The following is an 18,666-nucleotide window of genomic DNA, read 5'->3' on the forward strand; positions in this document are numbered from 1 at the left end:
AGGCGGGAGGACTACGTGAGGGTGTTCGGCACGTTCCGGTGCGGGCCGAAGTAGCCGACGTACACCTTGGCCGTCCCGCGGTCCGCGACGAAGTACACGCGGGGCAGCAGCGTGCCGCGTCCGACGCCGATCTTCAGGTGGGCCTCCATGAAGACCGCTCCCGAGGGGTCGTAGGCGCGGTCCACCGGGAACATGCGCTTCGCGCTCATCCGGCCGGACCTGCCGACGGTCTTGCTCTCGCTCATGGCGAGCTTCTTCGCGTTCGGCGGCCACACGTGCGGGTGGTGGGAGTTCTCGCACCACGCGCGGAAGTTGCCGGGGTTCTCCTGCGCCGCCAGCGCCTCGCCGTAGGCGTGCAGGGCGAGGAAACCGCGCCACGCGTTCTCCCCCCAGGTGCGCGACCCCGGCACGTTGTCGATCTTGTCCAGTTGCACGCACGCCTCGACCGGCAGGCTGAGGTGGTCGGCGAGGTGCAGGCGCGCCAGTTCCGCCGCGTGCGACGGCGACTCCGCGGTCACGGGCAGGTCGCGCGCCGGGGTGACCTCCTCGGGCACCAGGCCGCGGTAGACGGTGGTCAGCCTGCCCCGCAGCCTGCTGTTCTCCTCCTCCAGCCTGCGCTGGTCCCGCACGGCCTCCCGGTACCTGCGGTCCAGTTCGTCGAGCTGCTCCTGCTTCTCGGCCAGTTCGACGTCGGCCATCACCAGCAGTTCCTCGATCTCCGGGGGCTCGCGGGGCTCGACCGGGTCGAGCACGACCGGGTCGGCGGGCGGGGTCTGGGAGAACTCGACCTGTCTTCGCTCCGGTTCGGGGCTCCGTCTTCGGTCGTCCCGGTTCCGGCCCCGGAGGATCCCCCACACCGCTCGCGACAGCATCGCCATGGTCGCCACCCTCTTCGTCGTCGTCGAATGACCGCGATCAACCTTGCCACGCCGGGAACGGCGCTTCCGGGTCGTTTCCTTGACAGATCGGGGTCAGTCGCGCACCCCACGCGTCCTTCGAACGGCCGAGCCCGCTCGGGTGGTGTCGATCGCGGCGCGGACGTTCGGGCTACGGGATCCCTACCTTGGGAGTACCACTCGAGCGGCTCCGAGTATGTGAGCGAGGTTCGACCATGGTCGAGTTCGACACCGGCGCACCGGGGGACGACGCTTCACGTCCGGTGCACCAGCACAGCGGGATGGCCGAGGTGCGGCACGTGGAGTCGGCGACGAAGCAGTTCCGCGCCCTCGACTACCGGTTCGGCGGGGAGTCCTGCCGCGAGGCGGTCCTCACCCTCTCGTCGTGGAGCGAGCGGGTGCTCTCCCACTCCAGCACCACGGAGACCGTGCGGGGCAAACTGGGCTCCGCCATGGCGGACCTGCACAACCTCGCGGCGTGGACGTGCTTCGACTCGGCCGAGGAGGTCCTGGCGTGGATCCACGTGCGCCGCGCCTCGGAGTTGGCCGCGCTGGTGGGCAACCACGACCTGACCGCCAACATCCTCTACCGGACGGGGCGCTTCCACCTGCACCACGACGTCCTCGACGAGGCGCTGACGGCGTTCCGGCTCGGCGAGGTGACGGCGCGGAGGGCGGAGTGCGGGCTGAGCGTGGCGATCCTGTGCGTCAACCAGGCGTGGACGCACGCCAGGATGGGCGACAGGGACCTGGCGCTGACGCGGATGGGCACCGCGCGGGACGCCTTCGAGGCGGCCGACCGCGGTGCGCCGCCGACGTGGTCGGCGTTCTTCGACGAGGTCGACCTGGAGGCGATGACCGGGATCGTCTACACCGAACTGGCGCGCTCGGTCGACCCGGCCTACACGTCGTTCGCGATCCCGCCGCTCACCTCGGCCATCGCCAACTACCCGGAGGGGATGACCAGGAGCCGGGCGCTGAGCCAGATCGCGCTGACCCTGAACCACGCGCTGGAGCGGGACTTCGAGCACGCGGCCAAGGTCGGTCTCCAGGCCGTGGACTCCTCGGCGAAGGTCTCGTCGACGCGCACCAAGGACCGGCTGCGCGCGCTGCGCGGCCTCGTGTCCCTCTTCGCCGACGACGACATGCGCGCACTGGTCGAGCGGATCGACCGCTTCACCCGTGCCGCCTGACCGGCCGGCACCTCACGGCAGGATGCCGAGGGACTTGGCGTGCAGGACGGTGGCGAGCCGGTCCGCGGTGCCGAGCTTGCGGTACAGGTGCTGGAGGTGCCGGTGGACGGTGCGCGGCGAGATGTCGAGCCTGCGGGCGATGGCGTCGGCGGTCAGGCCCTCGGCGAGCACCGCCAGCACCGTGTGCTCCCGCTGGGTCAGGCGGTGGCGGCCCGCGTCGACCAACCGCACCACCGGCGCGATCGCGTCGTCGGGGCGGTACCGCCCGGCTTCGTCGAGGACGGCCGCCAGCGACGCGGGGGCCCGGTGGGGGTCGTGCGCCACGACCAGCAGGATCGGGGTGCGGGGCCCGCGCCGGACGAGGTGGTCGAGCAGCGCGATCGACGCGGGGTCGGCGTGGTGGACGCCGTCGAGCAGCACCACCGTCCCCGCGGGCCCGGACATCGCGTCCAGCGTCGCCGCCACGGCCCGGTGCAGCCGGTGGTGCTCCGCGTCGGCCACGCCCAGCGCCTCCCGCGCCCAACCCGGTGTGCGCAGCGACCGGAACAGCCCGCGCAGCAGCAGGTTCGCGTCCTGCTCCAGCTCCGTGAACTCCTCGGGGTTCCCGGTGGCGTGCTCGAACGCGTCCGCGAACACCCCGTAGGGCGACGACCGCTCGTCGGCGCGACCGCGCAGCACCGGCAGTTCGTTGCCGCCCGCCAGCAGCGCGTACGCGTCCAGCAGCCGCGTCCGTGCCAGGTCCGACCGCTCGGCGACCGGGACCACCCTCACCCCCGGCCGGTCGTCGCTCGCCAGCAGGCTCGCGAACAGGTCCGACGCCGCGTCGTGCTCCGCGGCGGTCGGATCGGGCAGGGGTTCGACCGAACCGTGGACAGCGATGCTCATCCCAGGCCCCCATCAGTTGTTCGACGGTCGGGCATAGCCATACCACCAGACACAGAGGGACCAGACGGGTGACAAATACGTGTTCGGGCCGACGAATCCGCCGGAGTGGGGAAAATGCCACGTCGCGCGACGGCCGGGCCGCTACCGCGTCGTGCGCTCGATGAGGGCCGCGACGCCGTCCAGGTACAGGTTCAGCCCGAACAGCCCGTCGACCTCCTCGTCGTAGGGGACGTCCGCGTCGAACACGCCGGAGGCGACCAGCTTGCTCAACGCCGGGAACCGCTCCGGGTCGACCACGGCCGCCAGCGCCCGCCCGTACTGCCGCCCGAACGCCTCCGGGTTCTCCTGGTAGCCCGCGGCCAGGTCGGTGCTCAGCCGCGCCTCGCCCTGGACGTAGGTCAGCAGCCCCATCACCACGCCGACCTTGGAGTCCTCCGACAGCCCGCTGTCCCCCAGCGCTCCGAGCGCCCGGTCGAACCAGGAGAGGTTGTTCGGACCGACCGGCGGTCCGCTGATGGGGAGGTGCACCACCCAGGGGTGCTCGCGCAGCGCGTCGAGCACGCCCCGCACCCAGACCGTCAGCGCCGCGCGCCACTCCAGCCCCTCCGGCAGCGCGGGCGCGGGCCCGATCGCCGCGTCGGCCATGAGCAGCAGCAGGTCGTTCTTGCTCTTCACGTGCCGGTAGAGCGCCATCGTGGCGTTGCCGAGCCGCTCGGCGACCTTGGCCATCGACACCGCGCCGATCCCGTCGGCGTCCGCGACCTCGACGGCGGCGCGGGTGATGTCGGCGACCGTGAGCGACGGTTTCCGGCCGCGCCGCGCGGTGTCGCGCAGCCCCCAGAGCAGGGCCACCTCGGCGGGCAGGTCGTTCTCCTCGGTCATCCGCTCCCTCTCGTCCGAGCCAGTCTAGGAAAGCCCCTTCCGATCGCTTATGCGTATGAGATACGCTTTTAAGCGTACGCACTACGCACAAGGGGGACCGGTGATCGTCGAAGCAGAGGGCCTGACGAAGCGCTACGGCGCGACAACGGTGTTGGACGGTGTCGACCTGCGGGTCGAGCGGGGCACGGTCGTCGCCCTGCTGGGCCCGAACGGCGCGGGCAAGACCACCACCGTCCGCATCCTGACGACGTTGACCAGGCCGAGCGCGGGCACCGCACGGGTGGCGGGCCACGACGTCGTGCGCGAACCGGCGAAGGTCCGCGCCACCATCAGCCTCACCGGCCAGTTCGCGGCCGTGGACGAGCAGCAGACCGGCCGGGAGAACCTGGTCGTGATCGGCAGGCTCATGCACCTGGGCCCGGCGGCCGGGCGCCGCGCGGCCGACCTGCTGGACCGCTTCGACCTCGTGGACGCCGCGGACCGGCGGGTCAAGACCTACAGCGGCGGCATGAGGCGCCGCCTCGACCTCGCGATGAGCCTGGTGTCGAACCCCGAGGTGATCTTCCTGGACGAGCCGACCACCGGCCTCGACCCGGTCAGCAGGTCGACCGTGTGGGACGCCGTCAAGGACCTGGTGACCTCGGGCACGACCGTCGTCCTGACCACCCAGTACCTGGAGGAGGCCGACCGGCTGGCCGACCACGTCGCCCTGCTGCACCGCGGGAGGGTCGCGGTGCAGGGCACCACGGACGAGGTGAAGTCACGGGTGGGGGGCCACCGCCTGACCCTCGGCTTCACCGCCGAGCCGGACGCCGCCCGCGCGGCGGAACTGCTGTCCGCCCAGCAGGTGGACGGCCCGCTGACCCTGGGCCTCCCGTCGGACGGCACCGCCGCCCACCAGCACCACGTCCTGGACACCCTGCGCGCGGCGGGGGTGCCGGTCGCCACGGTCGGCTCCCACCGCCCGACCCTGGACGACGTGTTCCTCGCGTTCACCGGTGGAGCGACCCGATGACCGCCGCGCACACGGGCTTCGCCAACGCCCTCTCCGACCACCTGACCCTGATCGGCCGCTGCGTCCGCCTCACCCGGCGCAACACCGAGACGCTGGTGATGTCGATCGCCCTCCCGCTGCTGATGATGCTGCTGTTCGTCTACGTCTTCGGCGGCGCGATCACCACCGGGACCGCGTACCTGGACTACGTGGTGCCGGGGATCGTCCTGCTCTGCACCGGCTACGGGGCCGCCTCCACCGCCATGGCCGTCACGAACGACATGACGACCGGCATGATCGACCGGCTCAGGACCCTTCCCGTCCGCGGCTCGGCCGTGCTCACCGGGCACGTGGCGGCCAGCGTCGTCCGCAACGCCGCGTCCACCACGATCGTCGTCTCCGCCGCCGTCGCCCTGGGGTTCCGGCCGAGCGCGACCGTCGTGGAGTGGCTGCTGGTGGCGGGCCTGCTGCTGCTCTACGTCCTTGCTCTCTCCTGGCTCGCCGCGGGCCTGGGCGTGATCGCGAAGTCGGTCGAGTCGGCCAGCGCGCTCACCTTCGTGATGCTGTTCCTGCCGTACCTCAGCAGCGCCTTCGTCCCGACGCACACCATGCCCGCCTTCCTCGGGGGCATCAGCGAGCACCAGCCGATCACCCCGGTGATCGAGACCGTGCGGGCGCTGCTGACCGGCACCCCCGTCGGCGACAACGGCCTGCTCGCCGTCCTGTGGTGCACGGGCCTGCTCGCGGCGTCGGTCGCGTTCGCCACGTGGCTGTTCCGCCGCCGCGCCGCGGCGTGACGACGAAACCCCTACGCGTCCCCCGGCCGCGGAGGGGGTCGCGGGGGAACGGGCGGTCGGCCATCACCCGGAGGTAGCAATCCGCGCGGGGCGGGCGCTACGGCATCAGGACGATCGCGCCCGCCCTCCGCGGGGCTCCGGGGGGCCTCCTCGGCCGCCACCCCGAGCTGTACCGGCTCGGGGTGGCGGAACCGCGTGATCGCATCCGATCCGAGACGCGACTCCGCTCCCCAACACCCTCCCACCTGCGAGGACAGCGACTGGAGACACCCGTAGAACACCCCTGAACGCGAATGATATTCACCAAAAAACGGCGTCATATAACGATGTTTTAGGGGTTAGCAGGGGTAGGAGTACTGCGCCGAAGGGAGGAATCTCAGTGGGGTGCCCTTACCGGAGAGCAGCCAGACAGGGGTTGCTCCGATCTTCGAGCGGAGTCGCGTTGACGACACAACGAAGTGACTGGGATGCCATCGTCGTCGGTGGAGGTCTCGGCGGCCTGACGAGCGCCGCGTACCTGGCCGCCAGCGGACGCAAGGTGCTCGTGCTGGAGCAACACGACTGGGCGGGTGGCAACAGCCACGTGTTCCGGAGGCGGAGGAAGTACGAGTTCGACGTCGGCGTCCACTACCTCGGCGACTGCGGGGAGGACGGGATCATCCCGACCGTGCTGCGCGGTCTCGGGGCCGAGGGCAGGGTGGAGTTCCACCAGCTCAACCCCGACGGGTTCGACAAGATCGTGATGCCCGGCCTCACGTTCGACGTGCCGTCGGACTGGGAGGAGTACCGGCAGCGCCTGGAAGCGGCGTTCCCCGACGAGGTCGAGGGGATCCGCGAGTACTGCGAGGTCGTCCGGGCGACCGGCGGCGAGCAGCACTTCGCGCTCGGCTGGGCGCCGGACATGCCGTTCGAGGAGATCATGGAGGGCACGCAGTACCTCCAGGGCTGGGGCTGGCACAAGCTGGTCACGCTGTTCGACCACTGCAAGCTCTCGACGCGGCTGCGGACCGTGCTGGCCGCCCAGTCCCCGAACTACGGCCTCGGCCCGACCGAGGTGTCCGTCGCGACGCACTCGATGATCACCGACCACTACATCCGAGGCGCCTACCACCCGGTGGGCGGCGGCCAGATGATCGCGGCCACGCTGACCGAGGTCATCGAGGCGCACGGCGGCGAGATGCGCACCAACTCCCAGGTGGACCGGATCCAGGTCGTCGACAACACCGTCAGGGGCGTGGTGCTGGAGGACGGCACCGAGCTGACGTCCCCGCTGGTGATCTCCAACGCCGACTACCGGCGCACGATCCTCGACCTGGTGGGGCCCGAGCACTTCTCGCCGGAACTGGTGCGCGACACCGAGGAAGCGTCGATGGGCCTGCCGTTCGCGACGGTCTACGTGGCGCTGGACCGCGAGCTGGACACGCGGCCCGAGGACGCCAACATGTGGTGGTACGCCGGGGACGACATCGAGCACCTGTACGAGAGCCTGCACAACGACGGGCAGCCGGAGGAGATCAAGCACCTGTTCATCTCCTTCGCCTCGCGCAAGGACGGCGACTCGCGGCACATGCACCCGAAGGGCCACTCGACGTTCCAGCTGATCACGCTGTGCCCGCCCGGCTACGAGGGCTGGGGTGTGGAGAGCGGCCCCGCCGACGGCGGGAAGTACCGCCGCGACCCGAACTACCTGGCCGAGAAGGAGCGCTTCACCGAGGCCGTCGTGAAGGCCGGTGAACGGGCGCTCGGCCCGTTCCGCGACAGCATCGTGCACCTGGAGATGGCGTCGCCGCTCACGCAGGAGCGCTACACCCGCTCGTCCGGCGGCACCCCGTTCGGCATGGCCAAGTGGGGCGACGCGGGCCAGCGGCCGGTGTTCGAGACCGGTGTGGGAGGCCTGTACGTCGTCGGCCAGAGCACGCAGTTCGGCAGCGGCATCACCGGCGTGATGGCGGGCGGCGTGGTGTGCGCGGGCCAGATCATCGGCAGGCCCCTGCTGTTCGGCGAGATCGCGAAGGGCTCGGTCGTCGGCAACAGGGAACTCCTGCCGGAGCGCCCGGCGGGCTGGGACCCGGTGGCCGTCTCGCGCGGCGCCGCCCGCGCCAACGCGCGCGGCCTGGCCACGCTGGCCTGACCGCACCGCCCCTCCCGTCCAACGGGGGACCGCCTCGGCGGTCCCCCGTTTCGGCGTGCCCGGCGTTCGGGCCGCGATTCCCCTCCCGCGGTGGAATCGCACCACCGGGTCCGCACGTCACCTGCGACTTCCCCGGCGGCTCCGGCGCGCGCTCCTGAATCCGTTTAACCAAGCCGAATCCTCATCCGATCCGGCGTCGTGGCCTGCTACTTTCCGTCATCACCAGTGACGCACACGTACCACGGAGGCCCCGATGACCGCCGCCATCCCCAAGCGGGTCGTCAACATCATCATCGGGCGCAAGCTCGAAGCACTGCGCAACGCGTGCTCGATGAGCCAGGCGGAGGCGGGCAAGCTGCTCGACTGCACGCAGAACAAGATCGGCAACATCGAGCGCGGCGAGAGCGGCGTCAAGATCCCCGACCTGACGACGCTGCTCGACGGCTACCACACCGACGCCCCCCTCCGCCACGACCTGCTCGACATGGCCCGCGGCCGGGAGGGCAGGTACTCCCCGAAGTCCCTGCGCGCCCGCTTCCACGGCACCATGCGCGAGGTCGTCGACCTGGAGAACAGCGCGCACTACCTGTGGCAGCACACCTCGATGACCATTCCGGGGCTGCTCCAGACCGAGGCCTACACGCGGCACCTGATGCGCTCGGTCCGACCGTCGCGAACAGCCGAGGCGATAGAGGAGGCGACGGTGAACAGGCTGGAGCGCCAACAGGTGCTGGAGAACCCCGACCGCCGGTTCTGGTTCATCATCGACCAGGCCGCGTTCGAGCGCATGGCCAACATGTCCGGCAGCAACGCGATTCGGCGTGGTCAGAAGGACCACATCGCTGGGATGATCGACCGTCCCAACGTGGAGGTCCAGATCGTGCCGTGGGAAGTCGGGTACTACTGGGGCCAGGAGTCGAACTACACGGTCTTCGGGTTCGACAGCGAGCCACCGGTCGAGGTGGTCCACGTAGAAGGGGTCAGGGACGGCAAGGTCACGGCCGAGGAGGAAGAGGTCGCCGACTTCCTCGAAGTGTGGGAGCAGCAGAAGGCCGCCGCACTGGGGCCCGAGCAGTCCCGCACCTTCCTGCTCGCGAGGTGACATCCAGGAAGGAACGTGACCCGCACATGACCGACACCCGCCCGACGCCGCGAGCCCCCACGATCTCCGGGTGGCGCAAGGCGACCTACAGCAACCCCGACCAGTCGTGCGTCGAGATCGGCCACCTCGGTGCCGCCGTGGGGGTGCGCGACACCAAGAACCGGACCGCGGGCACCCTGGCGTTCCCGAAGGGGGCCTGGGTCCGGTTCCTGTCGCAGGTCACCCGGACTTGACCAGCTCGGCGCGGCGCCGCTCGACCGCCGCGCCGAGTTCAGCCGGGTCGCAGGTCGCGATGTGGTCGCGCAGCAGGGAGTGCGCGAACCGGTACTGCCCCTCCACGTGCAGCAGCAGCATCCGGTCACCCGCGAAGCTCAGCAACGCCTTGCGGCGCAACGGCAACTCCCCCAGGACCAGCGGCCGGGACAGCGCCTCGGCCATGCCGGTGGAGATCATCTCGAACGGCAGCAGGTGCTCCCGCGCCGACGTCGGCGCGCTGAACAGCCCGATCAGCACGCCGGTCATCGGCCCCAGCACGGCCGTGGTGAGCGACGCGCCGGACCAGAACGCCAGCCCCGTCCCCACCAGCGTGCCGATCCCGCCGAACGGCAGCGCGACCAGCAGCCACCAGCGGCCCCGGCCCGCGAGCGCCGTCGACTGGTCGACGTGCAGCGCCCGCCACACCCCGAAGAACCCGCTGACGAACAGGCTCGTCGCGAGCCCCGCGAGCAGTCCGATCCCCAGCCCCACCAGCAGTTCCCGCGACGGACCCGTCCACACCATGACGGCGGCGGGCAGCAGCGACACCGCGACGGCCCAGTAGGGCGCGTCCTTCACCGCCTCCAGGTGGACGCTGGCGCTCAGCGCCACCAGGAACGTGATCACGATGACCGCGGCGAACGCGAGCGGCACCGGCAGCTGGTGCAGCAGCAGCCCGATCCACGAGCCGACCACGCCGAGCACCAGCCCGACCAGCGCGCCCAGCACCAGCCCGGCCGCCGCGGCGAGCAGCCCCCACGTCCTGGTGCCGTCCGGGCGCTTGAAGACGAACAGGTGCGTCACCAGGAAGTGGTTGACCACGATGACCAGCGCGGTCAGGCTCGCCCCGGTCAGCAGCCCGGACAGCAGGCCGAGCCGGAGTCCCACCACGGTGGTCAGCGCGCCGACGGCCCCCGCGAGCACGGCGGGCTGGACCCGTTGGAACAGCAGCCAGATCGGGGTCGCGGGCAGGAGTTCGAGCCACGCCACCCTGCTGGGCAGCCTGCCGCGCGCGACCAGGTCGTTCCACAGTGGACTCGCGGCGAGCCTGGCCAGGAACCGCAGCGAGCGGAAGGCGCGTTCCGGGGACGGCGCGGAGATCGACGCCGAGTCGCGCGCGACCATCTCCACCAGGTAGGTGTCGAGCAGGTCGCGCTCGTCACCGACGTGGACGTCGCGGCCGACCCGGCCCGTGCGGTAGGTGAGCGCCAGCAGGTCCAGCATCAGCGGCGTCTTCACGGTGTTCCACAGCTCGGGCTCGCGCTCCAGCGCCTTGCGCAGGCCGTCGAGCCGGGGGCTGACCGACTCCAGGTACTCCTCGACCTGGTCGCGGTCGAGCGGTTCGACCCGCACGGCGTGCTGCGAGCGCAGGGCCGTCTTCAGCCGCTCGTACTCCGAGATCCGGCTGGCGACCGCGATGCGCGGCACGGCGGACCGCTTGCCCAGCGCGTTGATCTGCTCCACGCAGCGGTCGCGGTCGTCGGGCGCCACCTCGTCCAGCCCGTCGAGCAGCAGCGCCAGCCTCCCCTCGGCGAGCCACACGCGGCCGACGGCGACGGGGATGCGGTAGTGGCGCTGGACCTCGCGCAGCAGCCACTCGACGAAGTCGTCGGGGGTGGCGGACCGACCGCGGTCCTTGGGCTTGAGCGCGGTCGCGGACCACGACGACAGGTCGACCAGCACCGGCACGGGCTGGTCGTCGTCCGCCCGCGCCCGGCTGAGCAGGTCGGCGCACAGGTCGACCAGCAGAGTGGACTTGCCGGAACCGGGGGCGCCCAGCACGAGCAGCACCTCCCGCGTCTCGGCGAACACCTCGGCGATCCCGGACGGCGGCTCGTCCGGGTCGGGCCTCTCACCGCTGTCGATCCGCGCCAGCACGGGGTGCGGCGGCGTCGTCAGGCCCAGCTTCACCACGATCTGCTCGGCGAACGAACCGTGCCTGCGGCGCAGCACCTCGCCCTCGACCCGACCCACCGCGTCCACCCGGTGCGACGGGTGACCGGGGCGCCTCGGGATGAACCGCACGCCCTGGTCGCTGCCGCGGTCCCAGAGCACGAGCCCGACCATGACCCCGGTGAGCAGGACGATCACGGGCCAGAGCCAGTCCACCACCGGCCCCAGCACCTCGGGGGCCGTTCCTCCGGTGGCCACGTTGATGGCGACCGGCAGCAGCCCGAGGATCGTCACGACCCCCACGACGACGAACGCGACTACCCGCACAGTCCTGGCCGCGGATCTCCACACCATGATCACCTCCCACGTCGGAAACCGACCGTAGTGGCGAACCGGCCATCGGTGGTAGGTGCGCGCGACTCGATAGCCCGATCGGCCGCTGCGCGCGGCCGAATCGGGCGGTCGACTACTACCCGGTCATTGTCGCCGGCCGCGTTCCGGCGACGTCAACCCCTATCCGGACGCGGCTCGCCTGCCCGGCGGGAGGAGCGGCGCCCGAGGCGCCTGCCGAGGTTGGTCCTGACCGCCCGCAGGACGGTGCCCGGCGTGGCGAGCGTGTTCGGGTGGGCCGTCATGAACGTGACGGCGTTGAACCGCTTCGCGACCTCCACGTCCGTCACGGTCGCGTCGAGGATCTGCCCGGTGACCCACCGCGCGACCCGGTAGCCGCGCGGGTACGGACCCCCGATGTGCGGCAGCGCCAGGTCCGGGGTGGCCGAGGTCTGCCACGCCGAGTCCACGACGACCTTCTGGAGGGCGAAGAACCCCGTCGCGGGCGCGTCGAGGGCGGGCTCGGAGCGCAGCCACTCGGACAGGCACGACGCGTGCAGCGCGGCCGACGTCATGCCCTGGCCGTAGATCGGGTTGAACGACGCCACGGCGTCGCCGACGCTGACCAGCCGCGCCGGGAACCGCTCCAGCGCGTGGTAGGCGCGCCTCCTGCTGTCCGCCTGCTTGTACTGGCGGACGTCGCCGAGCATCTCCTCCGAGGCGGCGGTGCGGAACGGCTCCGGCAGCCGGTCGCAGATCCGGCGGAACTCCTCCGGCGTGGCACCGGGCCTGTCGTCGCCGTACCCGCCGAACATGATCATCCACCGACCGCCCTCGACCGCCTGGAACGCGGCGGGCGCGACGCCGTCCGGCCTCTCGTCCTCGTCCCAGAACGAGATGCCCGCGACGACCTCGGGCTCGGCCGAGCGCCGGAAGTACGCGGTGGTGTAGTTGATGTCGATGGGCATCCGCTCCATCGACGGCTTCTCCCACCCGGTCGCCTCCAGCCAGTCGCCGAGCCTGCTCGACCGGCCCATCGCGTCGACGACGAAGTCCGCCTCCTCGGTGACCTCCACCCCGTCGTCACCGGTGTGCCGCACGCCGACGGCACGCCCGTCGACGACGTCGACCGCGGTCGCCCTGCCCCGCGCCGCGGTGACGTTCGGCAGTGCGAGCACCCGGCGGCGGACGAGCGACTCCAGGAACGGCCTGCTCCCGGTGATCAGCTCCGCGGTCGGGTCGTCGACCTTCTCCTCGCCGTTGAAGTAGGCGCGGAAGCGGCCCGGCTTCGCGAGCACCGCGCCCTCGGCGACGGCCTCCTTCGAGAACCCCTCGAACCAGCGGTCGAGCTGCCTGCGCCCACCGGGCAGCAGCGTGTGCACCTGGGCCGACTGCGGCACGCCCCGGCGCTCCTCCGCCCGCTCGGTCCGCTCGTCGCGCTCGACCACCACGACCCGCTCGGCGTGGTCGGCGAGCACGCGCGCGGCCAGCAGGCCCGCCACGCTGCCGCCGAGCACCACGGCCCGGTCGAACAGCGTCCTGGTGTGCGTCGGCGGCTCGGTGGTGGCGAGCCGGTCGAAGACGCGGGCGGCGGACTCGGGCATGCGGGCCCCTCCGAGGTGTTGATCACGTGGACCCCCGACCGTAGCCGTCCGCCCCGGAGCGCTCGGCCGGACCCCGTCCGTCAGGGGGCCAGCAGCGCGCCCGCGGCCTGGTCGGCGAGCCAGCCCGCCGCCTCGTCCCAGTCCCAGCCCAGGTCGCGGGCGGTCCGCCAGGCCTCGAACCCGAAGTAGAACCACAGGACCTGCCCCACCCGGTCGGCGTCCAGGCCCGGCCGCAGGCCGCCGACCTCCACCAGCCGCAGGGCGACCCGGTCGAGCCGGTCGCGCACGACACGGGTGGCGGCGGTCGCCGCGGCGGCCACGTCGGGGTCGGACGTGCGGTTGTCGAGCAGGATCCCGACCGCCCGCCAGCGCGCGCGGCGCACCCGTGCGGTGCCCTCGGCGGTGAGGCGCAGGATCTCCCCCGCGTCGTCGGACTCCACGATCCGCCGCACCGTCTCGACCGCGACCGGGTCCTCGGCCCCGTCGTCGCTCAACGCCATGACCAGCGCCGACTTGCCGCCGACACTGGTGTACACGGTGTTCAGCGCGACCCCGGCCGCCGCGGCGACCGCCGCCACGCTGGTCCGCGCGTAGCCCTGCTCGGCGAACAGGGCGGCCGCCGCGTCCACGATCGTGCGCCGCGTGTCCTCCGCGTGCCGGGCTCGCACGGACGACCGGTACTCCCGCGTTGCCATGGGCCGATGATAGGGCCCACCTGATTTCAGAGTATGGTCATTACTATGAATCTAGGTTCTAACCAATCAATTGAGACGTACGAGGTCATCGTGGTCGGCGCGGGCCCGGTCGGGCTCTGGACCGCGGCGGAGCTGGCGCTCGCGGGCGTGTCGACGCTCGTGGTCGAGCGCGCCGTCGAGCGGAGCCCGCACTCCAAGGCGATGGGGATGCACCCGCGCACGATCGAGGTCCTCGCCCTCCGCGGCGTGGAGGAGGAGTTCCTGGCCGACGGGGTCCCCCGCCCGAACTGGCACTTCGGGATGCTGGAGAACCGGCTCGACTTCAGCGGCCTCGACACGCCCTACCCGTACATGCTGGCGTTCCCCCAGGTCCGCACCGAGGAGGTGTTCGAGCGGCGCGCGCTCGACCTCGGCGTCCGGGTCCTGCGCGGCCACGCCGTCACGGGCCTGGCGCAGGACTCCTCGTCGGTCACCCTCACCCTGGACGACGGCCGCACCCTCACCGCCGCCCACGTCGTCGGGGCCGACGGCGCGGGCAGCACCGTCCGCAAGGCCGCCGGGATCGAGTTCCCCGGCTCGGACGCGACCACGTTCGGGTACGTCGGCGAGGTGGCGCTGACCGAGCCTCCGGTGGTGAGCGCCCAGACCGACGACGGTGCGCTCATCAGCGTCCCGCTGGGCGGCGGCCGGTACCGCATCGCGGGCATGGACGCGCACCGCCAGCACCGCGACGACCCGTTCACCCTGGACGACCTGCGCGCCACCACCCGGCGCGTGGCGGGCGACGACTTCGGCATGCACGACCCGAGCTGGCTCTCCCGGTTCGGCAACGCCACCAGGATCGCCGCCGCGTACCGGAAGGGCCGCGTGCTGCTCGCGGGCGACGCGGCGCACATGCACTTCCCGGCGGGCGGCGTCGGCCTGAACGTCGGCGTGCAGGACGCGACGAACCTCGGCTGGAAGCTGGCCGCCGAGGTCCGGGGCCGCGCGGCCCCCGGCCTGCTCGACAGCTACCACGCCGAGCGCCACCCCGTCGGGCTCGCGCTCGCCGAGCACACCCTGGCCCAGACCGCCCTCATCAGCGCGACGACACCCGAGCAGCGCGCCCTGCGGACGCTCGTGAACGACCTCGTCGGCACCGTCCCGGCGTTCGCCGCGGCGCTGGCCGAGAAGCTCGCCGCGCTCGACGTCGCCTACCCCGTGGCGGGCGCGCACCCTCTGACGGGCACGCGGGTGCCCTCGGTCGCACTGCCCGAGGGCCGTCCGCTGCTGCTGACCCGCACCGCGCTGCCGGAGGCCTCCGCCGTGGCCGCCGGGCTGGGCTTCGAGACCGCCGTGCGCCCCGACCTGCCCGACGCCCGCGCGGTCGTGGTGCGGCCGGACGGGCACGTGTGGTGGGCGACCGACGACGACACCGAGGTGGCGGCGGGTCTCACCGGGCTGGGGACGACCTTCGCGGACTGACGCGGGTCACGAGCAGCGCGCCTGGCCGGGGCAGCTCCGCAGGAACTCGACGCGCGGCGGCGTCGTCAGCGGCCCCGGCTCGTCCGGCCACAGCACGGACACCGACACCGACGAGGAGTTGTTGGCGTAGTCCTTCTCCAGCAGCGACCGGTCCGGGTTCACCGTGTGCACGAGGTCGTACACGCCGGACGGGACGTGGGTGATGTCGAGCCACTGGAGGTCGACGTCGTGGCGGTGGTCGTCGCCCGAGCCGACGGAGATGCCCTCCACGACGTCGAGCCGGTCCCGGTCGCCGTGCCCGCAGGCGTTGCCGCCCAGCAGGTCCGCGACCCGGCCCGCGGGCGTCCCGTGCGCGGGCGTGTAGGTCAGCCTGCCCACGTCGTGCGCCGGGTAGCGGTCGCCGAGGCAGTAGCCGTTCTTGCGGTCGACCGACAGCGACGCCCCCTCGGCCGTGCGGAGCTGGAAGAGCTCGAACCCCATCAGGCGCCAGTGCTCGTGCGGCACCTCCGCGTCGTAGTGGGCGAACGCGGTCGTGGGGCCCTGCGCGGTCGCGAACCCGTCCGGGATCGGACCGTCCACACCGGATTGGAACGCCTGCCGCACCCGCATGGTCGGCTCGTCCGTGCTGTCGCGGCGGCCGAACAGCAGCAGCGGCCCGTCGCCGACGTTGTCCGCCGAACTGGTGAAGCGGAGGCGGGCGGACTTGGCGGGCCCGGACCGCAGGCACTCGTCGCGCGGCGCCGCGGGCCCCGACACCAGGCACACGTCCCAGTCGGAGCACGTCAGCGGGTCACCGCCGAACCCGCCGGGGCAGCCGACCGGGGCCTGCCGCAGGTCCGGCAGCATCGGCGAGGCGGCCGCGGCCGCCCGCGGCACGAGCACCGCCACCGCCGCGGCCACGACGACGCCCAGGAGCGCCCCGTACTTCCTCCACACGCTGAGACTTCCCGTTCCGTAGTCGACGTTCCTCCCCAACCCTAGAGAGCCCGCGCCCCCGCACCCGCACGCGAAGGCCGCCGTTCACCCGATGGGCTGAGATGGGGGAAATCACCGTGCACCACTCAGTAGCGTGTCAGCATCACGTTGGGGCGAAAGGAAAACACCTAGTGATCACCATGGTGTGCGGGACACGCCCCGAGCTGATCAAGCTCGCTCCGCTGCTCCGGCACTTCGGCCAGGGCGCGGCACTGGTCTACACCGGGCAGCACTACGACAGGTCCATGTACTCCCAGATCCTGGACGACCTGCCGGAACCGGGCCGGTTCCACGAGTTCGCGGTCGGCGGCGTCGGCCGCGGCGCCCAGCTCGGCCGGGCCGTGCAGGCCGTCGACGAGGTGCTCGCGGCCCACGCGGCGACCGCCGTCATCGTCCAGGGCGACACGACGTCCGCCCTGGCCGGGGCGTTGGCGGCCAACGCGAACGGCGTGCCGCTCGTGCACGTCGAGGCCGGGCTGCGCAGCCACGACCGCGCGATGCCCGAGGAGCACAACCGGGTGATGATCGACCACGTCGCCGACCTGTGCTGCGTGCCGACGGAGGTGAACCGGCGCAACCTGCTCGCGGAAGGCGTTGCGGCGGAACGGATCGCGCTCACCGGCAACACGGTCGTGGAGGCGCTGGACGCGGCGCTGCCGGACACCGACGAACAGTGCGCCGAGCTGGCGCGGCACGGTCTCGTGGCCGACGGCTACGTGGTCGCCACGATCCACCGCCCGGAGAACGTGGACGACCGCGCGAACCTGGAGACCGTCCTGCGGGAGCTGGCGGCGCTGCCGCTGCCCGTCGTGCTGCCCCTGCACCCCCGCACCGGCAAGCGGGTGCGGGAGTTCGGGCTGGAGGGGCTGCTGGAGGGCGTGCGCGTGGTGGAACCCCAGGCGTACCCGGCCTTCCTCGCGCTGGCGCGGGGCGCCGCCGTCGTGGTGTCCGACTCCGGTGGCATCCAGGAGGAGGTGAGCGTGCTGAAGCGGCCCGTCGTCGTGGTGCGCAGGAGCACCGAGCGGCCGGAGATCGAGGGCACGTTCGGCACGCTCGTCCCGCCCGCGCGGCTGCGCGAGGAGGTGCTGCGGTGGCTGGACGACGTGCCGGGCCACCGGACGCGGCTGGCGGGGATCCCCTCGCCCTACGGGGACAACTCCACGTCGAAGCTCATCGCGATGGCCGTGGAGAAGCTGCTCTGACGCGGCGGGGGTCGCTCACCGACCCCCGCCGCGCGCACCGCCGTCACACCCGCTCGGTCACCGGGTCCACGGCCGCGAGGATCTTCGCGGACACCTGGTCGGCCAGGGCGACGCTGGAGTTCCAGCTCGTCACGTCCGGGTAGATGTGCGCGGTGGTCGCCAGCAGGACCGACGTCCCCGGCACGTCCACCGACGGCCGCTGCTCCAGGAAGCCCAAGGGGTACACGGGTTCCACGAACGGCGCCTTGAACACCCTGACCTCGTCGACGTCGTCCTCGGTGAGCCCGAGCCCCCGGTGCAGGTCGAGGAACTGCCGGGTCCAGCGCTCGGCGATGGCGTCCGAGTCCTCCTGGTACAGCGCGGAGGTCCGGCTCGTGTAGTGCATGACGTACGCGAGGTGCCTGCCGCCGTAGGTCTCGGCCCCCGACAGCGCCGACATCTCGATGACGCCGTCGAACTCCGTGCCGGACCTCAGGACCGGGGCCCAGTAGTTGCCGGTCAGCGGTCGCTTCAGGAAGAACAGCGCGTTCACGACGCCCTGGTACGGCAGCGAGAGCGTCGGCAGCCGGTCGGCCAGCTCGGCGTCGGCCAGCCCGCGCAGCAGCGGCAGCGGGACCGTCGACACGACCTGGTCGGCCTCCAGCACCTCACCGTCGGCGAGCGTCACGCACGAGCCCTCCGGCGTGCTCGTGAGGCCCCGCACCGGGGCGCTCGTCCGCACGACGCCGCCCGCGGCCTCGATGGAGGCCCGCAGCGCGTCGATCACGGCCTTGTAGCCGCCCTCGGGGTACCCGCGGGTGGCCACGTTGCTCTCGCGCCCCAGCCGCTGCCACAGGTACAGCGCGGGCACGTCGCCGAACGCGTCGCCGAACTTCGAGCCGAACATCGGCCCGAACAGCTGCGACCAGATGGCCTCGCCGTACAGCGCGCGCAGCCAGTCCTCGGTGCGCAGGTTGTCGAGGTCCTTGCCCTTGCCCAGCCTGCGCAGCAGCAGCGACACGGCTCCGAAGCGGACCCGGTCGCGCAGCCGCAGCGGCGTGAACCGCAGCAGGTCGAGCGCGGAGTTGAACCCGTAGAAGTCGCCGTCGACGACCATGCCCATGCGGGTGGGCTTCCAGCGGACCGCGTCGCGCGCGCCGATGTCGCCGAGCAGGGCCAGCAGGCTGTCGTCCGTCGGCATCACGCAGTGGTAGAAGCGCTCCACCCAGCGGTCGCCCGAGGGGAAGAACGTGCCGAGGCCACCGAGCTGATCGCTGCTCTCCAGCAGCGTCACGCGGGTGCCCGCGCGGGCGAGGCGGTGGGTGACGGCGAGGCCGCAGATGCCACCGCCGACGACCACGACGTGGCGGGTCGAATCACTCATCAGGC

General features: G+C 72.2%; 16 protein-coding genes. 8 read left to right on the forward strand and 8 right to left on the reverse strand.

What is annotated here, in order from left to right; genetic code table 11:
• Nucleotides 1-11: 11 nt before the first annotated feature.
• Nucleotides 12-878, reverse strand: a complete 867-nt coding sequence (locus tag AC156L_RS39020; RefSeq protein WP_330873708.1) for a hypothetical protein — start codon at nucleotides 876-878, stop codon at nucleotides 12-14.
• A 233-nt stretch (nucleotides 879-1,111) separates the two neighbouring features.
• On the opposite strand from AC156L_RS39020, the gene AC156L_RS39025 reads away from it, so the two are divergent.
• Complete coding sequence (locus tag AC156L_RS39025) at nucleotides 1,112-2,089, forward strand: NsdA family TPR-like regulatory protein (RefSeq protein WP_330873709.1); 978 nt, start codon at nucleotides 1,112-1,114, stop codon at nucleotides 2,087-2,089.
• A gap of 12 nt (nucleotides 2,090-2,101) precedes the next feature.
• Here AC156L_RS39025 and AC156L_RS39030 read toward each other — a convergent pair whose 3' ends face one another.
• Nucleotides 2,102-2,974 (reverse strand): LuxR C-terminal-related transcriptional regulator, encoded by an 873-nt coding sequence (locus AC156L_RS39030; protein ID WP_330873710.1) that lies wholly within the window; start codon nucleotides 2,972-2,974, stop codon nucleotides 2,102-2,104.
• 141 nt (nucleotides 2,975-3,115) lie between these two features.
• Nucleotides 3,116-3,856: a TetR/AcrR family transcriptional regulator gene (locus tag AC156L_RS39035; RefSeq protein ID WP_330873711.1), complete on the reverse strand. Its 741-nt coding sequence runs from the start codon at nucleotides 3,854-3,856 to the stop codon at nucleotides 3,116-3,118.
• Nucleotides 3,857-3,911: 55 nt separating this feature from the next.
• Between AC156L_RS39035 and AC156L_RS39040 the strand changes: the two genes are divergently transcribed.
• From AC156L_RS39040 to AC156L_RS39060, 5 genes are all read left to right on the forward strand, one after another.
• Nucleotides 3,912-4,871, forward strand: a complete 960-nt coding sequence (locus AC156L_RS39040; RefSeq protein ID WP_414719775.1) for an ATP-binding cassette domain-containing protein — start codon at nucleotides 3,912-3,914, stop codon at nucleotides 4,869-4,871.
• The gene (locus AC156L_RS39045; RefSeq protein WP_484407756.1) at nucleotides 4,868-5,647 is read left to right on the forward strand and encodes an ABC transporter permease; all 780 of its coding nucleotides are present in this window, start codon (nucleotides 4,868-4,870) and stop codon (nucleotides 5,645-5,647) included. Before AC156L_RS39040 ends, AC156L_RS39045 begins: the two co-directional genes overlap by 4 nt.
• 442 nt (nucleotides 5,648-6,089) lie before the next feature.
• The gene (locus AC156L_RS39050; RefSeq protein WP_330873713.1) at nucleotides 6,090-7,778 is read left to right on the forward strand and encodes a phytoene desaturase family protein; all 1,689 of its coding nucleotides are present in this window, start codon (nucleotides 6,090-6,092) and stop codon (nucleotides 7,776-7,778) included.
• Between the two features lie 253 nt (nucleotides 7,779-8,031).
• Nucleotides 8,032-8,880: a helix-turn-helix domain-containing protein gene (locus tag AC156L_RS39055; RefSeq protein ID WP_330873714.1), complete on the forward strand. Its 849-nt coding sequence runs from the start codon at nucleotides 8,032-8,034 to the stop codon at nucleotides 8,878-8,880.
• 26 nt (nucleotides 8,881-8,906) lie between these two features.
• Nucleotides 8,907-9,113 carry a DUF397 domain-containing protein gene (locus tag AC156L_RS39060; RefSeq protein ID WP_330873715.1) on the forward strand — a complete coding sequence of 69 codons (207 nt, stop codon included), beginning with the start codon at nucleotides 8,907-8,909 and terminating at the stop codon, nucleotides 9,111-9,113.
• On the opposite strand, the gene AC156L_RS39065 is transcribed toward AC156L_RS39060, so the two are convergent.
• From AC156L_RS39065 to AC156L_RS39075, 3 genes are all read right to left on the reverse strand, one after another.
• Nucleotides 9,100-11,382, reverse strand: a complete 2,283-nt coding sequence (locus AC156L_RS39065; protein ID WP_330873716.1) for an NACHT domain-containing protein — start codon at nucleotides 11,380-11,382, stop codon at nucleotides 9,100-9,102. The genes AC156L_RS39060 and AC156L_RS39065 overlap by 14 nt on opposite strands.
• Before the next feature lie 152 nt (nucleotides 11,383-11,534).
• Nucleotides 11,535-12,962, reverse strand: a complete 1,428-nt coding sequence (locus AC156L_RS39070) for an FAD-dependent oxidoreductase (RefSeq protein ID WP_330873717.1) — start codon at nucleotides 12,960-12,962, stop codon at nucleotides 11,535-11,537.
• Between the two features lie 80 nt (nucleotides 12,963-13,042).
• Nucleotides 13,043-13,657 carry a TetR/AcrR family transcriptional regulator gene (locus AC156L_RS39075; protein WP_330873718.1) on the reverse strand — a complete coding sequence of 205 codons (615 nt, stop codon included), beginning with the start codon at nucleotides 13,655-13,657 and terminating at the stop codon, nucleotides 13,043-13,045.
• A gap of 45 nt (nucleotides 13,658-13,702) precedes the next feature.
• On the opposite strand from AC156L_RS39075, the gene AC156L_RS39080 reads away from it, so the two are divergent.
• Entirely contained in the window at nucleotides 13,703-15,121 is a 1,419-nt protein-coding gene (locus AC156L_RS39080) for an FAD-dependent monooxygenase (protein WP_330873719.1), read from the forward strand.
• Nucleotides 15,122-15,127: 6 nt separating this feature from the next.
• Here the strand turns inward: AC156L_RS39080 and AC156L_RS39085 are convergent, their stop codons facing one another.
• Nucleotides 15,128-16,057, reverse strand: coding sequence for a lysyl oxidase family protein (locus tag AC156L_RS39085; RefSeq protein ID WP_330873720.1), 930 nt, complete (start codon nucleotides 16,055-16,057; stop codon nucleotides 15,128-15,130).
• A gap of 179 nt (nucleotides 16,058-16,236) precedes the next feature.
• On the opposite strand from AC156L_RS39085, the gene wecB reads away from it, so the two are divergent.
• Nucleotides 16,237-17,298: a non-hydrolyzing UDP-N-acetylglucosamine 2-epimerase gene (wecB, locus tag AC156L_RS39090; RefSeq protein WP_330873801.1), complete on the forward strand. Its 1,062-nt coding sequence runs from the start codon at nucleotides 16,237-16,239 to the stop codon at nucleotides 17,296-17,298.
• Nucleotides 17,299-17,341: 43 nt separating this feature from the next.
• On the opposite strand, the gene AC156L_RS39095 is transcribed toward wecB, so the two are convergent.
• Complete coding sequence (locus AC156L_RS39095) at nucleotides 17,342-18,661, reverse strand: NAD(P)/FAD-dependent oxidoreductase (RefSeq protein ID WP_330873721.1); 1,320 nt, start codon at nucleotides 18,659-18,661, stop codon at nucleotides 17,342-17,344.
• Nucleotides 18,662-18,666: the final 5 nt, after the last annotated feature.

Source organism: Umezawaea sp., from assembly GCF_057122925.1.